The organism is Pseudomonas sp. JAI111, assembly GCF_024809425.1.
GTDB lineage: Bacteria > Pseudomonadota > Gammaproteobacteria > Pseudomonadales > Pseudomonadaceae > Aquipseudomonas.
Map to the genome: position 1 here is coordinate 153,209 of NZ_JANUCB010000003.1, position 26,500 is coordinate 179,708.

Sequence of the window (26,500 nt, forward strand, 5' to 3'; positions counted from 1 at the left end):
GCGTAACTTGGCATCACCGGCGCACGAAGATGCCGGGACCCACAATAACGACTGCCGAGGAAACCTGAGATGAAACGACTGATCAGCAGCTGTGTTCTTGCACTCAGCGGTACCGCTTTCCTGAGCGCCAGTGTCATGGCGGCCGAACCTGCTTCATGCCAGAACGTACGCATGGGCGTCGTGAACTGGACCGATGTGATCGCCACCAGCGCCATGACCCAGGTACTGCTCGACGGCCTCGGCTACAACACCAAACAAACCAGCGCCTCCCAGCAAATCATCTTCGCCGGGATCCGCGACCAGCGCCTGGATCTGTTCCTGGGCTACTGGAACCCGCTGATGACCCAGACCATCTCCCCGTTCGTCGATGGCAAGCAGGTCAAAGTGCTTGAAGCGCCTAGCCTCAAAGACGCCCGCGCCACCCTCGCCGTTCCGACTTACCTTGCCGACAAGGGCCTGAAAACCTTCGCCGACATCGCCAAGTTCGAGAAAGAGCTGGGCGGCAAGATCTACGGCATCGAGCCAGGTTCGGGCGCCAACACCCAGATCAAGGAAATGATCGCCAAGAACCAGTTTGGCCTCGGCAAATTCCAACTCGTCGAATCCAGTGAAGCCGGGATGCTGTCGGCGGTTACCCGCGCCACCAAACGCAACGAAGCCATTGTGTTCTTCGGCTGGGCGCCGCACCCGATGAACGTCAACGTGAAGATGACTTACCTCACCGGCAGCGAAGATGCCCTGGGCCCGAACGAAGGCATGGCCACCGTCTGGACCGTCACCTCGCCGAACTACGCGCAGCAATGCCCGAACATCGGCAAGTTGCTGAGCAACCTGACGTACACCGCCGAAGACGAGAGCCGGATGATGCAGCCATTGCTGGATCACAAGGACGCCTTCGAATCGGCCAAGCAATGGCTCAAGGATCATCCGCAAGACAAGCAACGCTGGCTGGAAGGTGTGACCACCTTCGATGGCAAACCGGCGGCTGAAAACCTGCAACTGACCAGTAAATAAACCGAACCGAACCACCGATTCGCAGCCCGACCGGGCTGCGAACGGGACCACCACGCCTGCAAGGAACCATCAAATGAACCACGACGTCATCATCACCTGCGCACTCACCGGTGCTGGCGACACGACCAGCAAGAGCCCACACGTGCCGGTCACTCCGAAACAAATCGCCGCTGCCGCCGTTGAAGCGGCCAAGGCCGGCGCCACGGTGGTCCACTGCCACGTACGCAACCCCGAAACCGGCAAATTCAGCCGTGACGTGGCGCTGTACCGTGAAGTGATGGAGCGTATCCGCGAGGCGGACGTCGACATCATCGTCAACCTCACCGCCGGCATGGGCGGCGACCTGGAAATCGGCGCTGGCGAGAACCCGATGGAGTTCGGCCCGAACACCGATCTGGTCGGCCCGCTGACCCGTCTGGCGCACGTCGAAGAATTGCTGCCGGAAATCTGCACCCTGGACTGCGGCACCCTGAACTTCGGTGACGGCGACACCATCTACGTGTCCACCCCTGCCCAGCTGCGTGCTGGCGCCAAACGCATTCAAGAGCTGGGCGTAAAAGCCGAGCTGGAAATTTTCGACACCGGTCACCTGTGGTTCGCCAAACAGTTGATCAAGGAAGGCCTGCTCGACGACCCGCTGTTCCAGCTCTGCCTGGGCATCCCGTGGGGCGCGCCGGCCGACACCACCACCATGAAAGCCATGGTCGACAACCTGCCCGCCAACGCGGTGTGGGCCGGCTTCGGCATTGGCCGCATGCAGATGCCGATGGCGGCGCAAGCCGTGCTGCTCGGTGGCAACGTGCGAGTCGGGCTGGAAGACAACATCTGGCTGGACAAGGGCGTACTGGCGACCAACGGCCAACTGGTCGAACGCGCCTCGGAAATCCTCAGCCGTCTCGGCGCCCGTGTTCTGACACCGGCTGAAGGCCGGGCAAAAATGGGCCTGACCAAGCGCGGCTAACTGCTGACAACTCTTTCCAACTGTGGGAGCGGGCTTGCTCGCGAAGAGGCCGTTACATCCGACATCTCTGTCGACTGACACTCCGCTTTCGCGAGCAAGCCCGCTCCCACATTGGATCACCGAATTCTTTTAGGACGTCGCCATGACCTTCATCACCGAAATCAAAACCTTCGCCGCCCTGGGCAGCGGTGTCATCGGCAGCGGCTGGGTATCCCGCGCCCTCGCCCACGGCCTCGACGTAGTGGCTTGGGACCCGGCGCCCGGTGCCGAAGCCGCACTGCGTAAACGCGTCGCCAATGCTTGGGGCGCGCTGGAGAAACAAGGCCTGGCACCGGGTGCCTCGCAGGACCGTCTGCGCTTTGTCGCGACCATCGAAGAGTGTGTTCGCGATGCGGATTTCATTCAGGAAAGCGCCCCCGAGCGTCTGGACCTGAAACTGGAACTGCACAGCAAAATCAGCGCGGCGGCCAAGCCCAATGCCCTGATCGGTTCGAGCACGTCGGGCCTGTTGCCGAGCGAGTTTTACGAGAGCTCGACGCACCCGGAACGCTGCGTGGTCGGCCACCCGTTCAACCCGGTTTACCTGCTGCCGTTGGTGGAAGTGGTCGGAGGCAAAAATACCGCGCCGGAAGCCGTTCAAGCGGCGATGAAAGTGTATGAATCCCTAGGCATGCGTCCACTGCATGTGCGCAAGGAAGTGCCCGGCTTTATTGCCGACCGTTTGCTCGAAGCGCTCTGGCGCGAGGCGCTGCACCTGGTCAACGACGGTGTCGCGACCACTGGTGAAATCGACGATGCGATCCGCTTTGGCGCGGGCCTGCGCTGGTCGTTCATGGGCACTTTCCTGACCTACACTCTGGCCGGCGGCGATGCGGGCATGCGGCACTTCATGGCGCAGTTCGGTCCGGCATTGCAGTTGCCATGGACGTATCTGCCCGCACCGGAACTGACCGACAAGTTGATTGATGACGTGGTCGACGGCACCAGCGATCAGTTAGGCAAACACAGCATTTCGGCGCTGGAGCGCTATCGTGATGATTGCTTGCTGGCGGTGCTCGAAGCGGTGAAGACCACCAAAGAGAAGCACGGGATGGCGTTTAGCGAGTAATGAGCCAACAGGGCCGGCCCCATCGCGAGCAGGCTCGCTCCCACAAGGGATCTGCGTCGTTCACAGAACCACTGTGGGAGCGAGCCTGCTCGCGATAGCGGCTGTCCAGTCACCACACATGCGGGATCACTCATCATGCCCACCCTCACCACCTACCAAACCAAAATCATCCCCGACTGGGTCGACTACAACGGCCACCTGCGCGACGCCTTCTACCTGCTGATTTTCAGCTACGCCACCGATGCCCTGATGGATCGGCTGGGCATGGACAGCAACAATCGCGAAGCCAGCGGCAACTCGCTGTTCACCCTCGAACTGCACCTCAACTACCTGCACGAAGTGAAGCTCGACGCCGACGTCGAAGTGCGAACCCAGATCATTGGCCACGACAGCAAACGCCTGCACCTCTATCACAGCCTGTATCTGGTGGGAGATGACAAGGAACTGGCCGGCAACGAGCAAATGCTGCTCCACGTTGATCTCGCCGGCCCGCGCTCAGCACCGTTCAGCGAAGTAACGCTGAGCAAGCTGCAAGCCATCGTCGCCGAGCAAACCGACCTTCCCGCCCCCGACTACATTGGCCGAGTGATCGCGTTACCGACTAAAAAATAACAAGGAGATCGCCATTGAACACCGCCGCCGCTTTTGCCGACTTCCGTACTTACCCGTTGATCAGCGCGTTGACCGCCGTGCAAACCCTGGCGGACCGTATTCACGTGCAATGGGCTGACGGTCGTCTCAGCCCTTTCCATCACCAATGGTTGCGCGACAACTGCCCGTGCCCGCTGTGCGTCTACACCGTAACGCGCGAACAGGTGCTGGAAATCGTCGACGTCGCGCAAGACCTGACGCCTTCAAAGGCTGATGTCGATGCCGAAGGTTGCCTCAACATCGAGTGGCAAGACGGCCACCTCAGCCGCTTCGATCCCGGCTGGTTACGCGCTCACGCCTATGACGACGAGTCCCGCGCCGAACGTCGCGCAGCCAAGCCCAAAAGCCAGCTGTGGAACAGCAACCTGAAGCTGCCGGTATTCGACTACCAGGCGCTGATGAACGACAACGACGCCTTGCTGCAATGGCTGTTGGCGGTGCGCGACATCGGCCTGACCCAAGTGCGCGGCGTACCCACCGAACCCGGCTCGTTGAAGCTGATCGCCCAGCGGATTTCCTTCATCCGCGAGAGCAATTTCGGCGTGCTGTTCAACGTGCAATCCAAGGCCGATGCCGACAGTAACGCCTACACCGCTTTCAACCTGCCATTGCACAGCGACTTGCCGACCCGGGAGTTGCAACCGGGGCTGCAATTTCTGCATTGCCTGGTCAATGACGCCGAGGGCGGCGAGAGCATTTTCGTCGACGGTTTCGCCATTGCCCACGCCTTGCGCGAGGAAGATCCCGAGTCGTTCAACGCCTTGTGTGAAATCCCCGTGGAGTTTCGCAACAAGGACCGCCACAGCGACTATCGCTGCCTGGCGCCGATCATCGCTCTGGATGCATTGGGGCAGGTTTCGGAGATCCGCATGGCGAACTTTTTGCGCGGGCCGTTTGATGCGTCGATGGAAGACATGCCCAAGCTCTATCGCGCTTATCGGCGCTTTATTGCCATGACCCGCGAAGCGCGTTTCCGGGTGATGACGCGGCTCAACCCCGGCGAATTGTGGTGCTTCGATAACCGCCGCACGCTGCACGCCCGCAACGCCTTCGACCCCGCCACCGGCGCCCGGCATTTCCAGGGTTGCTACATCGATCGTGATGAATTGCTGTCGCGGATATTGGTGTTGCAACGTTAGACCGCGTCACCGTTCATCGCGAGCAAGCTCGCTCCCACAGGGATTTGCATCGGACACAGTATTTGTGCACGACACAGTTCCAATGTGGGAGCGAGCTTGCTCGCGATGGCGTTAGTCCATACACCATATCTCCCTGATTCACAGGCAAAAAAAACCCCGATCAAGCCGTGACAAGATCGGAGCTGAGGAGGGTACTGTTGAGGAGCCGTTGCGCGAGGGTGACCAAACCTTCGTGTAGCCAGCTGAATCCAGTGTGCCCACTCCCTTGAATCACAAGTTAGCCGAAAACGACCTGTTCATAGGTATTGCGGCCATTGCGACAAATCGTCCTTGCCGCCACTTCGCACCCCTATGAGAATCGAACCAAGACACCGTTCCCTAAAGAAGGATTGCGTCATGATGCACGCCGATTTGATAGACCAGGAAGACCTGTTGGGCCAGCTGAAATCATTGGGTTTTCAAGTGCCGAGCGGGGCCACGGCCGAGCAGGCTTGCGAGTGCGCAGTGCGAGGCTTGAACGATGAACGGGCAATGACACTGCGTACGATGGTCAAGCAGATGTACACCAGCAGCGCGACCATCCTGCCAGCCGTGCGCCAGGCGATCGACAAGCAATTGTTGCCAGCGTTGGCGGCCTACCAGCAGAGCCGTAGCGCCTGAATACTTCCTCCACTGATCGTTCCCACGCTCTGCGTGGGAATGCAGCCCGGGACGCTCCGCGTCCCTGCCGAAGCGGACGCAGAGCGTCCATTGAGGCATTTCCACGCAGAGCGTGGGAACGATCAGAGCATCAGAGCCTTACGCTGGCGAACGTCGACTCATTACGCGCCTGACTCAACGCCGACAACGGCCCGGACAACGGCGACAGTACCAAGGCTTGTGGCAGCGGCATCATCGCCACCTGTTGCGTGGTGTTCGAACCTACGCGCTCGTCACGTGGCGGAATGCCGAAGTATTCGCGGTAGCACTTGGAGAAGTGCGGCGTGGACACGAAGCCACAGACCGACGCCACTTCGATGATCGACATCGGCGTTTGCTTGAGCAGTTGCCGAGCCCGGATCAGGCGCAGTTTCAGGTAGTAACGCGACGGCGAGCAGTGCAGGTATTTCTGGAACAGACGCTCCAGCTGACGACGCGAAACAGCGACATACACCGCCAGTTCATCGAGGTCGATCGGCTCTTCCAGATTGGCTTCCATCAGCGCGACGATTTCCTGCAATTTCGGCTGATTGGTCCCCAGCATGTGCTTGAGCGGCACGCGCTGGTGATCCTGCTCGTTGCGGATGCGCTCGTAGACGAACATTTCCGAGATCGCGGCGGACAGTTCACGACCGTGATCGCGGCTGATCAGGTGCAGCATCATGTCCAGTGGCGCGGTGCCGCCGGAACTAGTGAAACGGTTACGGTCGAGGGTGAACAAGCGGGTGCTCATGGCCACACGGGGGAAGGCTTCCTGCATCGAGGCCAGGCATTCCCAGTGCACGCTGCAATCGAATCCGTCCAGCAGGCCGGCGCACGCCAGGGCCCAGCTGCCGGTGCAGACCGCACCAAGACGGCGCGACTGGCGAGCCTGGCTTTGCAACCATGACACGTGTTCGCGGGTCACGGTGCGCTGAATGCCGATACCGCCGCAGACAATGATGGTGTCCAGGGGTGGCGCTTTGTGCATGGAGCAATCGGGGGTGATCTGCAGACCGTCACTGGCCCAGACCTGACCGCCATCGACGGTGAGCGTCGACCAGCGATACAACTCGCGACCGGACAATTGGTTGGCCATGCGCAGTGGTTCTACTGCGGAAGCCAGAGAAATAAGCGTGAAATTGTCCAGCAGCAGAAAGCCGATGGATTGAGGCGCACGGTTCTGGGGTTGGGCCCCTGAGTTGAACGTCGTCATCGCGGTATCTCCTCACACAAAGCGGGTGATGGCCTCAGGCGGAGGCTCTTGTTATTGCCATCGTTCTCGCGTGGGAGACGGGCTTTGTAATGACAGAGCAATTGCCATGCCTAAAGTTGAATGGGCATTCAATAACTCCTGAAAACGACGTCGCGGCGTGTCTATATAAGCCGTGCGCAGAGTGGGGGTTATAAGTGCCATTATCGGCGGGAAGCGCTCTGCCCCGTTGGGCTTGAGCAAATCGGTAGCACTTGTGGGAACAGGGCTACAGCGACCTGAGGGAGAGTGTCACCGCAAGCACAGGTGACAGGCGGTAATGGCCATTTTGGATCCCTGGCCATGGATGAGTCACTTATCTGTAAGCGACGCGCCAAAACGTGGCGCGTTTTGAATTCGGTGTTCACTTAGCGCGCAGTTTTGACTGGTCTGGCGCTATCGCAGGCAAGCCCGCTCCCACAAGGATTTTTGGTGTGCCTTAGTTCTCGGCCACACAACAAATCCTGTGGGAGCGGGCTTGCTCGCGATGGGGTCAACTCAATCTCAACACTCGACCGCGCTGACCGCCAATCCACCGCGCGATGTCTCTTTGTATTTGTCATGCATGTCCGCACCGGTATCACGCATGGTCCGGATCACCCGATCCAGCGAGATAAAGTGCTGACCATCACCGCGCAACGCCATCTGCGCCGCGTTGATCGCTTTTACGGCCGCAATCGCATTGCGCTCGATGCACGGCACCTGAACCAGCCCGCCCACCGGATCGCAGGTCAAACCGAGGTTATGTTCCAGACCGATCTCCGCCGCGTTGCACAGCTGCTCCGGCGTGGCGCCGAGAATCTCCGCCAACCCCGCCGCCGCCATCGCACAGGCCGAACCGACTTCACCCTGGCAACCGACTTCGGCACCGGAGATCGAAGCGTTTTTCTTGCAAAGAATCCCCACCGCGGCGGCACTGAGGAAATAGTCGACCACGTTGGCGTCCGTCACCGCTTCACTGAACTTCATGAAGTAATGCAGAACCGCCGGAATAATCCCCGCCGCGCCGTTGGTCGGTGCTGTCACCATGCGCCCGCCGGCGGCGTTTTCTTCGTTGACCGCGAGGGCGAAAAGATTGACCCACTCCATGGCGCTCAAGGTCGAGCCAATGACATTGGGTTTACCCAACTCTTGAAGACTGCGATGCAATTTGGCCGCACGACGACGCACATTCAATCCGCCGGGCAGGATGCCTTCGTGCTTGAGGCCCTGGTCAACGCAATCCTGCATGGCGCGCCAGAGTTTCATCAGGCCGCTGCGGATTTCTTCTTCGCTGCGCCAGACCTTTTCGTTGGCCATCATCAATTCAGCCACGCGCAGGTTGTGCTGCTTGCAAAGACTGAGCAGTTCGACGGCGCTGGAGAAATCGTACGGCAATACTGTGCTGTCCAGATCGACCACGCCGCTGGACGCCTGCGCTTCATCGACGACAAAACCGCCGCCGATGGAATAGTAGGTGTCGCGATGCAGTTCGCCGTCATCGCCTTCGACAATCAGGGTCATGGCGTTGGGATGGAATGGCAGGTTTTCGTCGATCAGGCGCATGTCCCGGGCCCAGATGAACGGGACCGACAAGCGACCGTCTAGCAACAAGGTGTGGGTTTCGCGCAGGGTTTCGATACGAATGCCGATTTGCGACGGATCGATCGCATCCGGCCACTCGCCCATCAGGCCCATGATCACGGCGTTGTCGCTGCCGTGACCGATGCCGGTAGCCGACAACGACCCGTAAAGCTGAACTTCGACGCGCCGTACTTGTTCCAAAAGACCCTGCTCACGCAAACCTTGCACGAACAGCGCGGCGGCCCGCATAGGCCCCACGGTGTGCGAACTGGAAGGGCCGATGCCGATTTTGAACAGGTCGAAAACACTGATAGCCATTACTGCCGAACTCCTGGATGTGCCGACTCCAGACGCAAAGGCGCCCAGTGGCGGAGCTGCTACGCTCAAGCTGCAATCCGCCGAGATGGCCGCATCATCAGGCTTTTGTCATGTCGTTCGACGTCTCACACCGACGCACTCATGCCCACTAACGCCGCGAGGCGGCGACGCAATGTTTTCGCCGTTTTTTAGCGGATCAGAGGGGGAAAAAGGGCTGAAAAAAGCTGTAAACGACGTCACCGACACTGGATGCGACCATCCCTGTACTGGTTACGACGCCCCCTGTAGGCGTCAGATTTTCACTGGTACATGATCGTATCGACTCGATTGCAAGGCGCCGTGGTAGAGCTGTCTCCAAAACGCCATCCAACCGCAACCTATAAGTGCGGTGGTCCAGTCGGAACACTGCCAAAAAAAACACCAAGGAGTCCATCCATGAAAGGTTCCCCGTCGTTGTTGTTGGCCGCCATGCTGAGTCTGCCGTTACTGGCTCAAGCTGCAGAACCCGCTCAGTGCAGTACCGTAAACTTCTCTGATGTCGGCTGGACCGACATTACCGCAACAACCGCCACCACCAGCGTCGTGCTCGACGCCCTCGGCTACAAGACCAAAACCACGATGATTTCCGTGCCGGTGACCTACAAGTCCCTGGCCGACGGCAAGAACATGGACGTGTTCCTCGGTAACTGGATGCCGACCATGGAAAACGACATCAAGGCTTACCGTGATGCCGGCACCGTCGATGTCGTGCGCACCAACCTGACCGGCGCCAAGTACACCCTCGCCGTGCCGCAAGCGCTGTACGACAAAGGGCTGCATGACTTCGCCGACATCGCCAAATTCAAGAAAGAGCTCGACGGCAAGATCTATGGCATCGAACCTGGAAACGACGGTAACCGCCTGATCCAGAGTATGATCGACAAGAACGCCTTCGGCCTTAAAGACGCTGGTTTCAAAGTGGTCGAGTCCAGTGAAGCCGGCATGTTGTCGCAGGTTGACCGCGCCCAAAAACGCGACACCGCCGTGGTGTTCCTCGGCTGGGCGCCGCACCCGATGAACAAACGCTTCAAGATCCAATACCTCACCGGTGGTGACGATTTCTTCGGACCGGACTTCGGTGCCGCCACCGTGGCGACCAACACCCGCAAGGGGTACGTCCAGGAATGCAGCAACGTTGGACAGTTGCTGAAAAACCTGGAGTTCACCGTCGACATGGAGAGCTCGCTGATGGGCAACATCCTGGATGACAAAATGAAGCCTGACGCGGCCGCCAAGGCCTGGCTGAAAAAGAACCCACAGGTCCTCGATACCTGGCTCGCTGGCGTGACCACCATTGACGGTAAACCAGGCCTGGAGGCCGTTAAAGCCAAGCTCGCGCAGTAATCGCTTACGCCGGGCGGGTTCGCTCGCCCGGGCTGTTTATTTCCTTGCATGCGGACGTTCACTACCATGCTGATTGATCAGAAAATCCCTTTAGGCCAGTACATCGCGGGCTTCGTTGAATGGTTGACGCAACACGGCGCCAGCACGTTCGACGCAATCGCCGTGTCACTGGAAACGATGATCCACGGCGTGACTTTTGCGCTGACCTGGTTCAACCCGCTGGCATTGATCGGCCTCATCGCGCTACTGGCACACTTCATTCAACGAAAGTGGGGGCTGACCGTATTCGTCATCGCCTCCTTCTTGCTGATCCTCAATCTGGGGTACTGGCAGGAAACCATGGAAACCCTCGCCCAGGTGCTCTTCGCTACCCTGGTCTGCGTAGTCATCGGCGTGCCGTTGGGCATCGTCGCTGCGCATAAACCGATGTTCTACACATTGATGCGTCCGGTGCTCGATCTCATGCAGACCGTGCCGACCTTCGTGTACCTCATTCCTACCCTGACCCTCTTCGGTCTGGGTGTGGTCCCGGGCCTGATCTCAACGGTAGTGTTCGCGATTGCCGCGCCTATCCGCCTGACTTACCTGGGTATTCGCGATGTTCCGGAAGAACTGATGGACGCCGGCAAGGCCTTTGGCTGCTCGCGACGTCAGCTGCTCTCGCGAATCGAACTGCCCCACGCCATGCCAAGCATCGCGGCCGGTATCACCCAGTGCATCATGCTGTCGTTGTCGATGGTGGTGATCGCGGCACTGGTGGGCGCCGACGGCCTGGGCAAACCCGTGGTCAACGCACTGAACACTGCTGATATCGCCCTGGGCTTCGAAGCAGGCCTGGCGATCGTACTGCTGGCGATCATGCTCGACCGTATCTGCAAACAACCCGACGCCAAAGTAGGGGGTGACGCATGAGCATTATTCGCTTCGATAACGTCGACGTTATCTTCTCCAAGGATCCACGCGAGGCTCTCAAGCTGCTGGATCAAGGCATGACCCGTAACGAGATCCTGAAAAAGACCGGGCAGATCGTAGGCGTGGAAAAAGCCAGCCTGGATGTCGAAAAAGGTGAAATCTGCGTACTGATGGGCCTGTCCGGCTCCGGCAAGTCCAGTTTGCTGCGCTGCATCAACGGCCTCAACACGGTCAGCCGTGGCAAGCTGTTCGTCGAGCACGAAGGCAGGCAGATAGACATTGCCTCCTGCACCCCGGCGGAACTGAAAATGATGCGCACCAAGCGCATTGCGATGGTGTTTCAGAAGTTCGCCCTGATGCCTTGGCTGACCGTTCGCGAGAACATCAGCTTCGGTCTGGAAATGCAGGGGCGCCCTGAAAAAGAGCGGCGCAAACTGGTGGACGACAAGCTTGAGCTGGTGGGCCTGACCCAATGGCGCAACAAGAAACCCAACGAGCTGTCCGGCGGTATGCAACAACGTGTGGGCCTGGCCCGCGCCTTGGCGATGGACGCCGACATCCTGCTGATGGACGAACCGTTCTCGGCACTCGACCCACTGATCCGCCAAGGCCTGCAAGACGAACTGCTGGAACTGCAACGCAAGCTGCACAAAACCATCGTGTTCGTGAGTCACGACCTCGATGAGGCCCTGAAGCTCGGCAGCCGTATCGCGATCATGAAAGACGGTCGGATCATCCAGTACAGCAAGCCGGAAGAGATCGTCTTGAACCCGGCGGACGACTACGTGCGGACCTTCGTGGCCCACACCAACCCGCTGAACGTTCTGTGCGGTCGCAGCCTGATGCGCACCCTGGACAACTGCAAACGCATCAACGGCTCCGTCTGCCTCGATCCGGGCGGCGATTCGTGGCTGGACCTGGCCGAAGGCAACACCATCAAGGGTGCCCGTCAGAACGGTGCGAGCCTGGATCTGCAGAACTGGATTCCAGGGCAAGCGGTTGAAGGCCTGGGCCGTCGCCCAACGCTGGTGGACTCGAACATCGGCATGCGTGATGCATTGCAGATTCGTTATCAGACCGGCAACAAACTGGTGCTGCACGACAACAACAAAGTGGTCGGGATTCTCGGCGACAGCGAGCTGTATCACGCGCTGCTCGGCAAGAACCTGGGGTAAGGCAGCAGACACAAAAACGCCGCGAGAGGATCGCGGCGTGATCGTTCCCACGCTCCGCGTGGGAATGCATCCTGTGACGCTCCGCGTCACGATTCAAAAGCGGACGCAGAGCGTCCGTGGCGGCATTCCCACGCAGAGCGTGGGAACGATCAGGCACAAAAAAGGGGCTCAACTTGAGCCCCTTTGTGTTCCTGCGCCAAGCGCAGGAACGATCATCTCGCTACTCAGCTATAAACCCGGCCAAGGAGCTGCCGATGGCTTTCAAACTGATCGAGCACGTCACGGGTGATTTGATCCGCAGTAAAGCCCATCAGGTCATAGTCCTGGCTGCCGTTGTGCAGGTAGACCTCGGCGCGGTAATAGCGCGCACGCGGTTCATCGGCACTTTCCGCCGACACCGTATCGCTCGCCGCTGCCAGATAGCCATCCAGGCTCACTTCGTAGACAAAAGGGTTGCCCTCTTCCATCTCGATCCGCACGCCCATGCAACGCTTGGACTTGCCCAGCAGCGTTTGCACATCCAGCCCTTGGGCACGCAATTGCACCGCCGCATCTTCCAGCGCCGGGCTGACCTGCTTATCCATGAAGCGCTGAACGATCGACTGGTTCGGTTGCAGATCCAATTGGGTCAAACGCTCGCTGAAACCACGACGACCGCGCGCAGCCAGTTCCGCCTGCTCCTGTTCGATCTGCACGTCCTGGCGCATCGCCTTGTGCAAGCCGAACATGAAGAACACCAGCACCACCGAGAACGGCAGACCGGCCAGCACCACCATGGTTTGCATGGCTTCGAAGTTACCGGCGAACAGCAGGCCGATGGTCACCAGAGTAATCACCGCCGACCAGAAAATCCGCAGCCAGTGCGGCGCATCTTCGTCGACATTGCCGCCCTTGCAGGAAAGGTTGGCCATCATCACCGCGCCGGAATCCGCCGGGGTCAGGAACAGCACGAAACCGACAAAGATCGACACGCCGATCACAATCTTCGACGCCGGGTAATGCTCAAGCAGTTGGTAGATCGCCATGGACGGCTGTTCGAGCGCCGTCTTCCCAAGCTCCACCGCCCCATGGTTCATCACCAGGTCCAGGGCCGAGTTACCGAAGATCGACAGCCACGCCAGGGTGAAACCCAGCGGGATCAGCAGTACGCCAGCCACCAGCTCACGCACCGTACGACCACGGGAAATACGCGCGATGAACATGCCGACGAATGGGGCCCAGGAAATCCACCAGGCCCAGTAGAACAAGGTCCACAGGCCCAACCAGCGGTCGGACTTCTCACTGTCGCCTTCGTACACGTAGAGATCGAAGGTTTTCAGCACCACACCGTTCAGGTAGTCACCGATGTTTTGCACGAAGCCATTGAGCAGGTGCAGGGTCGGGCCGAACAGCAGCACGAAAATCAGCAAACCGCTGAACAGCACGATGTTCAGGTTGGACAGACGGCGAATGCCGTTTTCCACGCCCGACACGGCGGCGATGGTCGCCACGGTGCTCATCACGATGATCACGATCAGCAGGTTGGTGTTGCTGTGTGCCATGCCGAACAGGTTTTCCAGGCCCGAGGACACTTGCAGCGAACCAATCCCCAGGTTCGTCACCAGCCCCAGCAGGGTCACGAACATGCCGAAGCCGTCCACGGCATGACCGGCCGCGCCTTTGACCCAGCGCTCGCCCACCAGCGGATACAGCGCCGAACGCAACGCCAGCGGCTGGTTGTGACGGTACGCAAAGTACGCCACGGCCAAGCCGACCAGGGCGTAAATCGCCCAGCCATGCAGGCCCCAGTGCAGGAACGTCAGTTGCACGGCCTGACGCGCGGCCATGTTGCTGGCCGAAACGCCTTCCGGCGGATTGAAGTAGTGGTCCAGCGGCTCCGAAGCACCGAAGTACAAGAGCGAGATGCCGATACCCGACGAGAACAGCATCCCCGCCCAGGCGCCGTAGCTGAAGTCCGGGGTGTCATCCTTGCTGCCCAGTTTGAGTTTGCCGTAGGACGAAAACGCCAGGCCGACGACGAATACCAGATAAGCGGCAATCACCACCATGTAGTACCAGCCGAAGCTGCGGGACAACCAGGCCTGGGCAATACCGAGCAATCTGCCAGCCTCTTGCGGGGCGATGATCAGAATGGCGGTCAACAACAGGATCAGCGCGGTAGAGGTGTAGAACACCCAACCGTTGACCGTCACCTTCTCGGGCGGGGTCTTTATAAGAGAGGCAGAACTCATGGCACAGATGCTCCAGGCAGTGCGAGAGAAGAACACAAGGCAACGCGTTACCCGACCAATCGGTTAGTTGGCAGCCGACCGGCGGGTGATATAAAGACACCCCGAAAAAAGCCCGAAGCCCGTGAGCGCCAGTGCGCACGGGTTTCGAGCATTTTGTGATGTCGGTTTTCCGCTAACTACGAGCAGGAAAAACCTGTAGGCAGCGACGAATTGTCGCAGATCTTATTCTTTGTTGATTGAACGTTCAATCAAAACAAAATAGACTGGCCCTCAATCCGGTAGGCGTATTCGTCCACCGAGAGGCCTAAGGAGATGTGCAAGATGCCCAAGGTCGGTATGCAACCCATCCGTCGCCAGCAATTGATCGAAGCCACGCTACTGGCCGTCGATCAGGTCGGAATGGGGGACGCCAGCATTGCGCTGATCGCCCGTTTGGCCGGTGTCTCGAACGGCATCATCAGTCACTATTTTCAGGACAAGAATGGCCTGATCGCCGCCACGATGCGGTATCTGATGAGTGTCCTCAGCGAGAACGTCACCGCGCGCCGTCAGGCGCTGACAGATGACAGCCCGCGGGCGCATCTGCAGGTGATTATCGAAGGCAACTTCGACGCCAGCCAGGTCAATGGCCCGGCAATGAAAACCTGGTTGGCCTTCTGGGCCACCAGCATGCACCAGCCGTCTTTGCACAGGTTGCAGCGGATCAACGATCACCGTCTGTATTCCAACCTGTGCTGCCAGTTCCGCCGTGCGTTGCCGCTTGATCAAGCGCGCAGCGCCGCCCGGGGCCTGGCAGCCCTCATTGACGGTTTGTGGTTGCGCGGCGCGCTGTCGGGAGATGCTTTCGACACCGAGCAGGCGCAACGGATCGCTTACGAATACATGGATATCCAATTGGCCAAGCAGGTGAGTTAGAGCACACATAAAACGCTCAACCACCTGAACCGCCACTGATCAGCGATGCCCAGGCTACACGGCACGCCCAGTGGTCAACGCCAACCACTTATGCACTTGCGAGGACTTTATGGCCCGTTTCGAACTGCAAAAACTCTACATCGATGGCGGCTACAGTGACGCCAGCAGCGACGCCACCTTCGAAGCCATCAACCCGGCTAACGGTGAAGTCCTCGCAATCGTTCAGCGTGCGACCAAGGAAGACGTCGAGCGCGCTGTGGTCAGCGCCGAAAAGGGCCAGAAAATCTGGGCTGCGATGACCGCCATGGAGCGTTCGCGCATCCTGCGCCGTGCCGTCGACATCCTGCGCGAGCGCAACGATGAACTGGCCGCCCTGGAAACCCTGGACACCGGCAAATCGTTCTCCGAAACCAAGTATGTCGACATCGTTACCGGTGCCGACGTGCTGGAATACTACGCAGGCCTGGTGCCCGCCATCGAAGGCGAGCAGATCCCGCTGCGCACCACTTCGTTCGTCTACACCCGTCGCGAGCCGCTGGGCGTCGTCGCCGGTATCGGCGCGTGGAACTACCCGATCCAGATCGCCCTGTGGAAATCCGCGCCTGCCCTGGCAGCCGGTAACGCAATGATCTTCAAGCCAAGCGAAGTCACCTCGCTGACCACGCTGAAACTGGCCGAGATCTACACCGAAGCAGGCCTTCCGGCTGGCGTGTTCAACGTCTTGACCGGCAGCGGTCGTGAAGTCGGCACCTGGCTGACCGAGCATCCACGCATCGAAAAAATCTCCTTCACCGGCGGCACCGACACCGGCAAGAAGGTCATGGCCAGCGCTTCCGCTTCGTCGCTCAAAGACGTGACCATGGAGCTGGGCGGCAAATCTCCGCTGATCATTTTCGACGACGCCGACCTCGACCGCGCCGCCGACACCGCGATGATGGCCAACTTCTACAGCTCGGGCCAGGTCTGCACCAACGGCACTCGCGTGTTCGTACCAAGCCACCTGAAGGCTGCCTTCGAAGCCAAGATCGTTGAACGCGTTGCGCGCATCCGCGTCGGCAACCCGGAAGACGAGAACACCAACTTCGGTCCGCTGGTGAGCTTCGCCCACATGGAAAGCGTGCTGGGCTACATCGCCAAAGGTAAGGAAGAAGGCGCTCGCGTACTGTGCGGCGGCGACCGTCTGACCGAAGGCGAATTCGCCAAAGGCGCGTTCGTGGCACCGACCGTGTTCACCGACTGCACCGATGAGATGACCATCGTTCGCGAAGAAATCTTCGGCCCGGTGATGAGCATCCTGACTTACGAAACCGAAGAAGAAGTGATCCGTCGTGCCAACGACACCGACTTCGGTCTCGCCGCCGGTGTCGTCACCAAGGACCTGAACCGCGCCCACCGCGTGATTCATCAACTGGAAGCCGGTATCTGCTGGATCAACGCCTGGGGCGAATCCGACGCCAAGATGCCGGTTGGTGGCTACAAGCAGTCGGGCGTGGGCCGTGAAAACGGGATCAGCTCTCTCAACAACTTCACGCGCATTAAATCGGTACAGGTCGAACTGGGCGATTACGCCTCGGTTTTCTAAGCAGGCAACTGATTCGCCTGCCAGGCCGTCATCGCCAGCAGGCTGGCTCCCACAGGATTACACATCCCCCTGTGGGAGCCAGCCTGCTGGCGATCGAGTGCGCAGCACTCGCCGTGGCCAGACCTGACCAACTTCAAAGAGGGTGCATTCAATGTCCCAAGAATTCGATTACATCATTATCGGTGCCGGCTCGGCCGGTAACACCCTGGCGACCCGTCTGACTGAAGACGAAGGCGTCACCGTCCTGCTGCTCGAAGCGGGCGGGCCGGACTACCGCATGGATTTTCGCACGCAAATGCCGGCGGCCCTGGCGTTCCCGTTGCAAGGCCGTCGCTACAACTGGGCCTACGAAACCGATCCAGAGCCACATATGGATGGTCGCCGGATGGAATGCGGTCGCGGCAAGGGCCTGGGTGGATCTTCGCTGATCAACGGCATGTGCTACATCCGCGGCAACGCGATGGACTACGACAACTGGTCGAAACTGCCGGGTCTGGAAGACTGGTCGTACCTCGATTGCCTGCCGTATTTCCGCAAGGCCGAGACCCGTGACATCGGTCCGAACGACTACCACGGTGGCGACGGCCCGGTCAGCGTGACCACGCCCAAAGCCGGCAACAACCCGCTGTTCCATGCGATGGTTGAAGCAGGCGTGCAGGCCGGTTACCCGCGCACCGAAGACCTCAACGGTTACCAGCAGGAAGGCTTCGGTCCGATGGACCGCACCGTGACGCCGAACGGCCGTCGCGCCAGCACCGCTCGCGGTTACCTGGACATCGCCAAAAAGCGTTCGACGCTGACCATCATCACCCACGCCCTGACCGACAAGATCCTGTTCGAAGGCAAGCGTGCCGTCGGCGTGCGTTACCTGATCGGTGCGGCTGAAGAGCGTGTTGAAGCCCGCGCCCGCAAAGAAGTGCTGCTGTGCTCCGGCGCCATCGCTTCGCCGCAGATCCTGCAACGCTCCGGTGTCGGCCCGGCCGAACTGCTGAAAAAACTCGACATCCCGGTGGTCCACGACCTGCCGGGCGTTGGCGAAAACCTGCAGGATCACCTCGAGCTGTACCTGCAATACGCCTGCACCCAACCGGTCTCGCTGTACCCGTCGCTGCTCTGGTACAACCAGCCAGCTATCGGGGCAGAGTGGCTGTTCAACGGCACCGGCATCGGCGCCAGCAACCAGTTCGAAGCCGGCGGTTTCATCCGCACCCGTCCGGAATTCGATTGGCCGAACATCCAGTACCACTTCCTGCCGGTCGCAATTAACTACAACGGCAGCAACGGCGTGAAAGAACACGGCTTCCAGGCGCATATGGGCTCCATGCGTTCGCCGAGCAGGGGTCGCATCCAGGCCAAGTCCAAGGATCCGCGCGAGTACCCGAGCATCCTGTTCAACTACATGGCCACCGAGCAGGACTGGCAGGAGTTCCGTGACGGCATCCGCCTGACCCGTGAAATCATGCAGCAGCCTGCACTGGACGCATTCCGTGGCCGCGAAATCAGCCCGGGCATCGACGTGCAAACCGATGAGCAGCTCGACAAGTTCATCCGCGAACACGCCGAAACCGCGTTCCACCCGTCCTGCTCGTGCAAGATGGGCACCGACGAAATGGCTGTGGTCGATGGCGAAGGTCGTGTGCATGGCATGCAAGCCCTGCGCGTGGTCGATGCTTCGATCATGCCGATCATCACCACCGGCAACCTGAACGCGCCAACGATCATGATTGCCGAGAAAATCGCCGACAAGATCCGTGGTCGCAAGCCATTGCCGCGTAGCAAGGCAGCTTACTTCGTGGCCGGCGATACGCCAGTGCGTGGCAAGCCGTTGCGTGATGTGAGCCCGACTGCGCAGTAATTCGTAACACCGCGGTGCTGCCTTCGCGAGCAAGCCCGCTCCCACACTGGATCTCGGGTGAGCACAAATTTTGTGTTCACTGAAAATCCAGTGTGGGAGCGGGCTTGCTCGCGAAGGGGTCCTACCAAACAACACATCCCCATCCGACACCCCCAGGTAATCCTTTCCTACACCGCTCCACTCTTGATATCGCTCCCCGCACAGGCCTAATCTAGCGCCACGCAAACGTTTCACCCCCCTTCGCAACACCGCTACACCGCCACTCCATACCAAGGAGGTTCCCGAATGTTCGATTTCCACCCCCAGCTCAAGCAGCGTTTCGCTGCCTTGCGCACGGGCGCTGAATTCTTTTCGCTGCGTTATGTGCGCGAATCCGGCCAGTACCTGTCGGTGCGCAAGAATGTCGCCGAACCTCCGAGCCTGAGCCGTGACGAAGGCGCGATGCTGACCGTACGCGTCAACGGTGTCGAAGCCTACGCCGCGACCAACGACCTGTCCCAACAAGGCCTGCAAGCCGCACTGGAGAAGGCCGAGCAACAAGCGCGACGCCTCAAGCCCCACGCCTTGCTGGACTTGCGCGAACAAGCCGTTTCCAGCGACCGCGCCGACTATTTCTCGCCGAACCTCGACCAGCCCATCCCGTCCCTGAGCGATTGCTACCAATTGCTCGGCGCCGAATCCGCGTCCGTGCCCAAGGACGAGCGACTGGTGAACTGGCAGGTGAGCATCGGCATCACCCACGTCGAGCAGATCTACCTCAACAGCGCCGGCGCCGAACTGCGTCAGGCGCAACGGTTCGTCTACCCGGGCCTGGATGTCACCGCCTACGACGGCAGCGACAGCCAGACCCGCAGCCTTGGTCGCGAGAACTTCGGCCAGCAAGGCAGCGCTGATGTGATCAGCCGTTGCGGGCTGATCGGTGCCGGCCCGAAAGTCGCCGACCAGGCGTTGCAATTGCTGCTGGCGCCCAACACTCCGCAAGGTCCGCGCGACCTGCTGCTGATGCCCGACCAGATGATGCTGCAGATCCACGAATCCATCGGCCATCCGCTGGAGCTGGATCGCATCCTCGGCGATGAACGCAATTACGCCGGCACAAGTTTCGTCAAGGCAGAAGATTTCGGTCATCTGCAATACGGCTCGAAACTGCTCAACGTGACCTTCGATCCGGACATTCCCGAACAGCTCGCCAGCTACGGCCATGACGACGACGGCACGGCCGCGAGCAAACAGTTTCTGATCAAGGAAGGCTTGCTGCTGCGTCCATTGGGCGGCGCGCTTTCGCAATTCCGTGCCGGCATGGACGGCGTCGCCAACAGCCGCGCCTGCGGGTGGAATCGCCCGCCCATCGACCGCATGGCCAACCTGAACATCGAGCCCGGCGATCAACCGCTGGAGCAACTGATCGGCAACATCGAGCACGGCATCATGATGTCGACCAACCGCTCATGGTCGATCGACGATGCACGCAATAAATTCCAGTTCGGTTGCGAATGGGCGCAGTTGATCGAAAACGGTGAGCTCAAAGGCGTGGTGAAGAACCCGAACTATCGGGCGATTTCCGCGCAATTCTGGAAGAGTCTCAGCGCCGTCGGCGACGCCAGCACCTTCAAGGTCCTGGGCACACCGAACTGCGGCAAGGGTGAACCGAACCAGGTGATCCGCGTCGGTCATGCCTCGCCGGCCTGCGTGTTCAGCAACGTTGATGTGTTTGGGGGAGACGCCTGATGAGTACGTCCAACAATCAGGCCGCCTCGTTCAAGGCCTTGGTGACCTGGCTGCGCGATGCGATTCGCGAGCCGGAGCAATTCACCCTCAGCTACGCCGCCGAATCCTCGGCCTTCGTGCGCTTCAACCACGCCAAGGTGCGTCAGGCCGGACAGGTGCAGCAAGCGAGCGTCGGTTTCAAACTGATCAACGAAGGCCGGCATGCCGACCTCCACATCACCCTGGCCGGCGACGCTGAAGTCGACCGTCAGCGACTGGCGGAAGGGTTGCAACAGTTACGTGAAACACTGCCGCTGCTGCCGAAGGATCCGTACCTGCTGCTCAATCACAACGGCTGGCAGAGCAAGAACGTGCAGGAGCGCCCGCTGCCGGACACTGAACACGTGGTCGCTGAAATCACCCGGGCGGCCGAAGGGCTGGACCTGGTGGGTTTCTATGCCGCCGGGCCGATCAGTCGTGGCTTCGCCAGTTCGGCAGGTGCGTTCGGCTGGCATCAGGCTAACAGCTTCAACTTTGACTTCAGCCTGTTCCATGACAATGGCCAAGCGGTGAAAGCCAGCTACGCCGGGCACGACTGGAGCAGCGAAGGGTTTGCCAGGCGCTTTGCCCAGGCGCGCGAACAGTTGGCGTTTCTGGGCAGGCCGCAACGCACCCTCGCGCCCGGTCAGTATCGCGCCTACCTGGCGCCCGCTGCCCTGGGAGAAATCATGGACATGCTCGGCTGGGGCGGTTTCTCGGCGCAGTCGATTGCCAGCAAACACAGTCCGCTGCAGAAACTGTACGCGGGAGACAGTTCGTTCAGCCCGCTGGTGTCGGTCGATGAAAAGGTCAGCGGCTCGTTGAGCCCGGCGTTTTCCGGCGAAGGTTATCCGCGCAGCGATCTTGGCTTGATTGTCGAAGGCAAGGCTGGGGCGCAGATGGTCAATTCACGCAGCGCAGCCGAGTACGGCCTGACGGCCAATGGCGCCGGTGGCGGTGAAATGCCGAGCGCACTGAACATGGCGGCGGGCACATTGCCTGACGCCGAGATTCTCAAGCAACTGGGCACCGGGCTGTACATCAGCAACCTCTGGTACCTGAACTACTCCGACCAACCGGCGGCGCGCCTGACCGGCATGACGCGGTTTGCGACCTTCTGGGTCGAGAACGGCGAGATCCAGGCGCCGGTGAGTACGATGCGCTTTGATGACAGTGCTTACAGCTTGCTCGGTTCGCACCTGGAAGCATTGACCGAGGAGCGGGAGCTGATGTTATCCGCCAGTACTTACAGCCAGCGAGCCACGGCTTCGTCGTTGTTGCCGGGTGCGCTGGTCAGCCGGTTGACCTTGACCCTCTGATACCGATCGTTCCCACGCTCCGCGTGGGAATGCAGCCCGGGACGCTTTGCGTCCCTGCCGAAGCGGACGCGGAGCGTCCATTGAGGCATTCCCACGCAGAGCGTGGGAACGATCAACGTTCAAATCAAATGAGGTCCCATGCCCAACCGCCAACCTCTCGACGCTGTCACCGCCCGCTGGGTGCCGTGGGTCGTCGCCATCGCTTTCTTCATGCAATCCCTCGACGGGACCATTCTCAACACCGCCCTACCCGCCATGGCTCGCGATCTGGCCGAGGATCCGCTGCGCATGCAAGGCGTGATCATCGCCTACATGCTCACCGTCGCCTTGCTGATCCCCGCCTCCGGCTGGATCGCTGACCGCTTCGGCACCAAGAAAATCTTCTTCGGCGCCATCCTGCTGTTCAGCCTCGGCTCACTGCTTTGCGCGTTGTCGAGCACCTTGAGCATGCTGATCGGTGCCCGGGTGATTCAGGGCCTGGGCGGTGCGCTGATGCTGCCGGTCGGGCGGCTGGTGGTCCTGCGCGCCTACCCGCGCTCGGAACTGGTGCGGATCATGGGATTCATCACCATTCCCGGACTGCTCGGCCCGTTGATCGGCCCGACCATGGGCGGCTGGATGGTGGAATACCTGACCTGGCACTGGATCTTCCTGATCAACCTGCCAGTGGGTGCCGTCGGCTGCTACGCCGTATGGAAATTCATCCCTGACCTGCGCGGCACCGAACGCACGCGTTTCGACAGCCTGGGCTTTTTGCTGTTTGGCGCGGCGATGGTGCTGATCACCATCGCCATGGAAGGCCTGGGTGAACTGCACCTGCCGCACTTGCGCGTGATGTTGCTGCTGTTCGGCGGCATGGCGTGCCTGGCGGCGTATTGGTTGCGGGCCGGGCACACCGAGAATCCGTTGTTCGCGCCGTCACTGTTCAAGACCCGGACCTTTGCCGTGGGCATTCTCGGCAACCTGTTCGCCCGCTTGGGCAGCGGCGCGTTGCCGTTCCTCGTACCGTTGTTGCTGCAAGTGGCGCTGGGTTATTCGCCGTCCCAGGCGGGGATGAGCATGCTGCCGCTGGCCGCTGCGGCGATGGTCGCCAAGTCGGTGGCGCGACCGCTGATCGAACGCTTGGGCTATCGCATCGTACTGACCGGCAACACCTTGGCGCTGGGGCTGATGCTGGCGAGCATGGGCCTGGTCAGTGAGCACACGCCGTACTGGTTATTGCTGGGGATGCTGGCCATTCTCGGCGCGATCAACTCGTTGCAGTTCACCGCGATGAACACCGTGACCCTGATCGACCTCGACGATGCCAGCGCCAGCAGCGGCAACAGCCTGCTGTCGGTGGTCGCGCAATTGTCCCTGAGCCTGGGGGTTGCCTGCGCCGGTGCGCTGCTCGGTGGCTTCACCGCAGAAATCGGCAACGATGGTGTCGACACGGTGCTGGGTGCCTTCCAGCTGACCTTTGTGACCGTCGGAATCATGGCAATGCTGGCGGCGACGATCTTCTCCCAGCTGTCAAAGGAAGACGGACGGCGCGTCAAACGTCCAGAGGAGCACATCGAACCTTAGTTTCTGGACGAGAAGTGCCTGCGCTCGACCATGCTGCGTTGAAAACAGACTCGAAATGCTCATTGGCTAAAGCCAACTCCGCTTTCTCGTCTATTTTCGCCTTGCCTGGTCATCGCTCGGCGACTTCTCGTCCGGAAACTACGGGCCAATGGCCACGGGACTGATACACTGCGCGACATTTTGTTTTGCAGGCCAGTCCCGTGACCACCATCGCCACCGCTTTTAATACTTTGCCGCTGTCCGCCGCCATGCTGGCTAACCTCGACTCGCTCGGTTATACCCAGATGACGCCGATCCAGGCGCAAAGCTTGCCGGTGATCCTCAAGGGGATGGATCTGATCGCCCAGGCCAAGACCGGCAGCGGCAAGACCGCCGCCTTCGGTATCGGTCTGCTGAACCCGATCAATCCGCGCTTCTTCGGTTGCCAGGCGCTGGTCATCTGCCCAACGCGCGAACTGGCTGACCAGGTCGCCAAGGAAATCCGTCGCCTGGCCCGCTCCGAAGACAACATCAAGGTCCTGACCCTCTGTGGCGGCGTGTCGTTCGGCCCGCAGATCGGTTCGCTTGAGCACGGCGCGCACATCATCGTCGGCACCCCGGGCCGGATCCAGCAGCACCTGCGCAAGGGTTCGCTGGTACTTCATGGCCTGAACACGCTGATCCTCGACGAAGCCGACCGCATGCTCGACATGGGCTTCTACGATTCCATCGAAGAAATCATCGCCCAGTGCCCGGAACGCCGCCAGACCCTGCTGTTCTCCGCCACTTACCCGGTGGGCATCAAGCAGCTGGCGTCGAAGTTCATGCGTAACCCGCAGCAAGTGAAGGCCGAGGCGTTCCACGACGACACGCAGATCGAGCAGCGCTTCTACGAGATCTCCCCGGATGAGCGCATGGACGCGGTGGTCAAAGTCCTCGCGCATCACCGTCCGGCCTCCTGCGTTGCGTTCTGCTTCACCAAGCAGCAGGTTCAGGAAACCGTCGATCACCTGACCTCCAAAGGCATTTCTGCCGTCGGCCTGCATGGCGATCTGGAACAGCGTGACCGTGACCAGGTATTGGCCATGTTCGCCAACCGCAGCACTTCGGTACTGGTCGCTACCGACGTCGCCGCCCGTGGCCTCGACATCGATGCGCTGGACATGGTGATCAACGTCGAACTGGCGCGTGATTCGGAAATCCACATTCACCGCGTCGGCCGTACCGGTCGTGCTGGCGAGAAAGGTATTGCGATCAGCCTGGTCGCGCCGTCCGAAGCGCACCGCGCACAGGCCATCGAGCAACTGCAGAAGTCGCCATTGAGCTGGGATCAGCTGGACAACCTCAAATCCCAGGGCGGCTCACCGCTGCTGCCGGTAATGAGCACGCTGGTGATTGGCGCGGGCCGTAAAGACAAAGTGCGTCCGGGTGACATTCTGGGTGCATTGACGGGCGATGCCGGCATTCCGGGCGCTCAGGTCGGCAAGATCGCGATTTTCGATTTCCAGGCCTATGTGGCCGTGGAACGCGGGATCGCCAAGCAGGCCTTGCAGCGCCTGAACGATGGCAAGATCAAAGGCCGTTCGCTGCGCGTGCGTATCCTCTAAGAACGCTACGGCCCCTGTGGGAGCTGGCCTGCCAGCGATGGCATCGACTCGGTCCGACTGGTAAACCGAGTCGATGCTATCGCTGGCAGGCCAGCTCCCACATTTGATTGCATTCCAGATCAGCTCTTGTGTGAGGACACCGTTTTGCGCTCTACCGAAGTCGTGATCATTGGCGCTGGCGCCGCAGGGTTGATGTGCGCGCTGACCGCCGCCGGGCGTGGGCGCAAGGTGCTGTTGCTCGACCATGCGAACAAGGCCGGCAAGAAAATCCTGATGTCGGGCGGTGGCCGCTGCAATTTCACCAACATGTACACCGAACCGGGCAATTTTCTCTCGCAGAACGAGCACTTCTGCAAATCCGCACTGGCGCGCTACACCCAGTGGGATTTCATCGGCATGGTCGCCAAGCACGGCGTGCCGTACCACGAGAAAAAACTCGGCCAGCTGTTCTGCGATAACAAATCCAGCGACATCCTCGAGATGCTGCTCAATGAGTGCGATCAGGTCGGCGTGAGCTTGCACCTGGACACCTCGATCCAGACCATCGAGAAGCTCGAAAGCGGTTATCTGCTGGACACCACGCTAGGCCAGATCACCTGTGAATCGTTGGTCATCGCCACGGGCGGACTGTCGATCCCGACGCTGGGTGCGACCGGTTTCGGTTATCAGGTGGCCAAGCAGTTCGGTCACGATCTGCTGCCGACCCGCGCTGGCCTGGTGCCGTTCACCATCACCGATCAGCTCAAAGAGCTGTGCACCGAGTTGTCCGGTACATCAGTGGATTGCCTGGTCAGCTGCAATGACCAGAGCTTTCGCGAGAACATCCTGTTCACCCACCGAGGTCTCAGCGGCCCGGCGATTTTGCAGATTTCCTCGTTCTGGGAATCCGGCGACACGGTCGAAATCAACCTGATGCCGGACCACGACGTGCCGAGCTGGCTGCAACAGCAGCAAGCTGAACGCCCGAACAGTGAGTTGAAGACCTTGCTCGGTGAAATCTTCACCAAGAAAATGGCCAACCTGCTGGCGGACAACTGGTTCGTGTCCAAACCGATGAAGCAATACACCCATGCGGAAATTGCCGACATCGGCGAAAAACTGGCGAGCTGGAAAGTGGTGCCGGCCGGCACCGAAGGTTATCGCACGGCCGAAGTGACCCTGGGCGGCGTGGATACCCGCGAAGTCTCGTCCAAGACCATGGAATCGCTGAAAAGCCCCGGCTTGTATTTCATCGGCGAAGTGCTCGACGTCACCGGGCATCTGGGCGGGTTCAACTTCCAGTGGGCCTGGGCCTCGGGCTACGCCGCCGCGCAGTTCGTCTGACCTGCAAAAAACAAAACTGTGGGAGCGAGCCTGCTCGCGATAGCGGTCTGACAGGCAACATCGATGCTGCATGTGCTGGCCTCATCGCGAGCAGGCTCGCTCCCACATTTGTTATGCACTGATAGGTAAGGAACAGATTTTGCTGTCAGATGTGATCGGCGCCATTGCGTCGGCGTCATTACTGGCTCAATTTAGCGTCATCGCCTCGGAAGGCCCTCGCACT

At 60.3% G+C, this 26,500-nt stretch carries 20 protein-coding genes; 17 read left to right on the forward strand and 3 right to left on the reverse strand.

Translation table 11 applies throughout. From position 1 onward, the window contains the following. Positions 1 to 69 precede the first annotated feature (69 nt). The 6 genes from HNR03_RS11615 (at position 70) to HNR03_RS11640 (ending at position 5,533) form a co-directional block, all read left to right on the forward strand. Positions 70 to 1,014, forward strand: coding sequence for a choline ABC transporter substrate-binding protein (locus HNR03_RS11615; protein ID WP_090178843.1), 945 nt, complete (start codon positions 70 to 72; stop codon positions 1,012 to 1,014). Positions 1,015 to 1,087: 73 nt separating this feature from the next. Beyond that, positions 1,088 to 1,975: a 3-keto-5-aminohexanoate cleavage protein gene (locus HNR03_RS11620; RefSeq protein WP_017341199.1), complete on the forward strand. Its 888-nt coding sequence runs from the start codon at positions 1,088 to 1,090 to the stop codon at positions 1,973 to 1,975. A 142-nt stretch (positions 1,976 to 2,117) separates the two neighbouring features. Further along, entirely contained in the window at positions 2,118 to 3,083 is a 966-nt protein-coding gene (locus HNR03_RS11625) for an L-carnitine dehydrogenase (RefSeq protein WP_222588774.1), read from the forward strand. Positions 3,084 to 3,218: 135 nt separating this feature from the next. After that, positions 3,219 to 3,695 (forward strand): thioesterase family protein, encoded by a 477-nt coding sequence (locus tag HNR03_RS11630; protein WP_259153653.1) that lies wholly within the window; start codon positions 3,219 to 3,221, stop codon positions 3,693 to 3,695. 14 nt (positions 3,696 to 3,709) lie between these two features. Beyond that, on the forward strand, positions 3,710 to 4,873 hold the full coding sequence (locus tag HNR03_RS11635; RefSeq protein WP_259153654.1) for a gamma-butyrobetaine dioxygenase: 1,164 nt from the start codon (positions 3,710 to 3,712) through the stop codon (positions 4,871 to 4,873). Between the two features lie 396 nt (positions 4,874 to 5,269). Continuing rightward, complete coding sequence (locus HNR03_RS11640) at positions 5,270 to 5,533, forward strand: hypothetical protein (RefSeq protein ID WP_090178830.1); 264 nt, start codon at positions 5,270 to 5,272, stop codon at positions 5,531 to 5,533. A gap of 130 nt (positions 5,534 to 5,663) precedes the next feature. Here the strand turns inward: HNR03_RS11640 and HNR03_RS11645 are convergent, their stop codons facing one another. After that, a complete protein-coding gene (locus HNR03_RS11645) occupies positions 5,664 to 6,767 on the reverse strand; it encodes a GlxA family transcriptional regulator (RefSeq protein WP_090178827.1) in 1,104 nt (367 codons plus the stop codon). A 540-nt stretch (positions 6,768 to 7,307) separates the two neighbouring features. Further along, entirely contained in the window at positions 7,308 to 8,684 is a 1,377-nt protein-coding gene (locus HNR03_RS11650) for an L-serine ammonia-lyase (protein WP_222588777.1), read from the reverse strand. Positions 8,685 to 9,119: 435 nt separating this feature from the next. Here HNR03_RS11650 and HNR03_RS11655 point away from each other — a divergent pair, with 435 nt between their 5' ends. The 3 genes from HNR03_RS11655 (at position 9,120) to choV (ending at position 12,154) form a co-directional block, all read left to right on the forward strand. Further along, positions 9,120 to 10,067 carry a choline ABC transporter substrate-binding protein gene (locus HNR03_RS11655; protein ID WP_259153655.1) on the forward strand — a complete coding sequence of 316 codons (948 nt, stop codon included), beginning with the start codon at positions 9,120 to 9,122 and terminating at the stop codon, positions 10,065 to 10,067. A 66-nt stretch (positions 10,068 to 10,133) separates the two neighbouring features. Then, on the forward strand, positions 10,134 to 10,979 hold the full coding sequence (gene choW / locus HNR03_RS11660; protein ID WP_090178816.1) for a choline ABC transporter permease subunit: 846 nt from the start codon (positions 10,134 to 10,136) through the stop codon (positions 10,977 to 10,979). Further along, on the forward strand, positions 10,976 to 12,154 hold the full coding sequence (gene choV, locus HNR03_RS11665; RefSeq protein WP_259153659.1) for a choline ABC transporter ATP-binding protein: 1,179 nt from the start codon (positions 10,976 to 10,978) through the stop codon (positions 12,152 to 12,154). Before choW ends, choV begins: the two co-directional genes overlap by 4 nt. Positions 12,155 to 12,378: 224 nt before the next feature. Here choV and HNR03_RS11670 read toward each other — a convergent pair whose 3' ends face one another. After that, a complete protein-coding gene (locus HNR03_RS11670) occupies positions 12,379 to 14,328 on the reverse strand; it encodes a BCCT family transporter (protein WP_259154163.1) in 1,950 nt (649 codons plus the stop codon). Between the two features lie 378 nt (positions 14,329 to 14,706). Between HNR03_RS11670 and betI the strand changes: the two genes are divergently transcribed. The 8 genes from betI (at position 14,707) to HNR03_RS11710 (ending at position 26,277) form a co-directional block, all read left to right on the forward strand. Then, positions 14,707 to 15,300 carry a transcriptional regulator BetI gene (gene betI / locus HNR03_RS11675; protein ID WP_259153660.1) on the forward strand — a complete coding sequence of 198 codons (594 nt, stop codon included), beginning with the start codon at positions 14,707 to 14,709 and terminating at the stop codon, positions 15,298 to 15,300. Positions 15,301 to 15,409: 109 nt separating this feature from the next. After that, a complete protein-coding gene (gene betB / locus HNR03_RS11680) occupies positions 15,410 to 16,882 on the forward strand; it encodes a betaine-aldehyde dehydrogenase (RefSeq protein WP_259153661.1) in 1,473 nt (490 codons plus the stop codon). A gap of 151 nt (positions 16,883 to 17,033) precedes the next feature. After that, a complete protein-coding gene (gene betA, locus HNR03_RS11685; protein WP_259153669.1) occupies positions 17,034 to 18,737 on the forward strand; it encodes a choline dehydrogenase in 1,704 nt (567 codons plus the stop codon). A gap of 285 nt (positions 18,738 to 19,022) precedes the next feature. Further along, positions 19,023 to 20,465: a TldD/PmbA family protein gene (locus HNR03_RS11690; protein ID WP_259153673.1), complete on the forward strand. Its 1,443-nt coding sequence runs from the start codon at positions 19,023 to 19,025 to the stop codon at positions 20,463 to 20,465. Beyond that, positions 20,465 to 21,802, forward strand: coding sequence for a TldD/PmbA family protein (locus HNR03_RS11695; RefSeq protein ID WP_259153675.1), 1,338 nt, complete (start codon positions 20,465 to 20,467; stop codon positions 21,800 to 21,802). Before HNR03_RS11690 ends, HNR03_RS11695 begins: the two co-directional genes overlap by 1 nt. Positions 21,803 to 21,940: 138 nt before the next feature. Then, positions 21,941 to 23,368 (forward strand): multidrug transporter subunit MdtD, encoded by a 1,428-nt coding sequence (gene mdtD / locus HNR03_RS11700; RefSeq protein WP_259153676.1) that lies wholly within the window; start codon positions 21,941 to 21,943, stop codon positions 23,366 to 23,368. 248 nt (positions 23,369 to 23,616) lie between these two features. After that, positions 23,617 to 24,954, forward strand: a complete 1,338-nt coding sequence (gene dbpA, locus HNR03_RS11705; RefSeq protein WP_259154164.1) for an ATP-dependent RNA helicase DbpA — start codon at positions 23,617 to 23,619, stop codon at positions 24,952 to 24,954. Between the two features lie 144 nt (positions 24,955 to 25,098). Further along, the gene (locus HNR03_RS11710; RefSeq protein WP_259153677.1) at positions 25,099 to 26,277 is read left to right on the forward strand and encodes an NAD(P)/FAD-dependent oxidoreductase; all 1,179 of its coding nucleotides are present in this window, start codon (positions 25,099 to 25,101) and stop codon (positions 26,275 to 26,277) included. Positions 26,278 to 26,500 lie beyond the last annotated feature (223 nt).

Bases quoted from the DNA above. Each gene is read 5' to 3' on its own strand.
- HNR03_RS11615 (WP_090178843.1), top strand. From the start codon at position 70: ATGAAACGACTGATCAGCAGCTGTGTTCTTGCACTCAGCGGTACCGCT.
- HNR03_RS11695 (WP_259153675.1), top strand. From the start codon at position 20,465: ATGAGTACGTCCAACAATCAGGCCGCCTCGTTCAAGGCCTTGGTGACC.
- betI (WP_259153660.1), top strand. From the start codon at position 14,707: ATGCCCAAGGTCGGTATGCAACCCATCCGTCGCCAGCAATTGATCGAA.
- HNR03_RS11690 (WP_259153673.1), top strand. From the start codon at position 19,023: ATGTTCGATTTCCACCCCCAGCTCAAGCAGCGTTTCGCTGCCTTGCGC.
- betA (WP_259153669.1), top strand. From the start codon at position 17,034: ATGTCCCAAGAATTCGATTACATCATTATCGGTGCCGGCTCGGCCGGT.
- HNR03_RS11650 (WP_222588777.1), bottom strand. From the start codon at position 8,684: ATGGCTATCAGTGTTTTCGACCTGTTCAAAATCGGCATCGGCCCTTCC.
- betB (WP_259153661.1), top strand. From the start codon at position 15,410: ATGGCCCGTTTCGAACTGCAAAAACTCTACATCGATGGCGGCTACAGT.
- choW (WP_090178816.1), top strand. From the start codon at position 10,134: ATGCTGATTGATCAGAAAATCCCTTTAGGCCAGTACATCGCGGGCTTC.
- mdtD (WP_259153676.1), top strand. From the start codon at position 21,941: ATGCCCAACCGCCAACCTCTCGACGCTGTCACCGCCCGCTGGGTGCCG.
- HNR03_RS11630 (WP_259153653.1), top strand. From the start codon at position 3,219: ATGCCCACCCTCACCACCTACCAAACCAAAATCATCCCCGACTGGGTC.
- HNR03_RS11625 (WP_222588774.1), top strand. From the start codon at position 2,118: ATGACCTTCATCACCGAAATCAAAACCTTCGCCGCCCTGGGCAGCGGT.
- dbpA (WP_259154164.1), top strand. From the start codon at position 23,617: ATGCTGGCTAACCTCGACTCGCTCGGTTATACCCAGATGACGCCGATC.
- HNR03_RS11645 (WP_090178827.1), bottom strand. From the start codon at position 6,767: ATGACGACGTTCAACTCAGGGGCCCAACCCCAGAACCGTGCGCCTCAA.
- HNR03_RS11640 (WP_090178830.1), top strand. From the start codon at position 5,270: ATGATGCACGCCGATTTGATAGACCAGGAAGACCTGTTGGGCCAGCTG.
- choV (WP_259153659.1), top strand. From the start codon at position 10,976: ATGAGCATTATTCGCTTCGATAACGTCGACGTTATCTTCTCCAAGGAT.
- HNR03_RS11655 (WP_259153655.1), top strand. From the start codon at position 9,120: ATGAAAGGTTCCCCGTCGTTGTTGTTGGCCGCCATGCTGAGTCTGCCG.
- HNR03_RS11620 (WP_017341199.1), top strand. From the start codon at position 1,088: ATGAACCACGACGTCATCATCACCTGCGCACTCACCGGTGCTGGCGAC.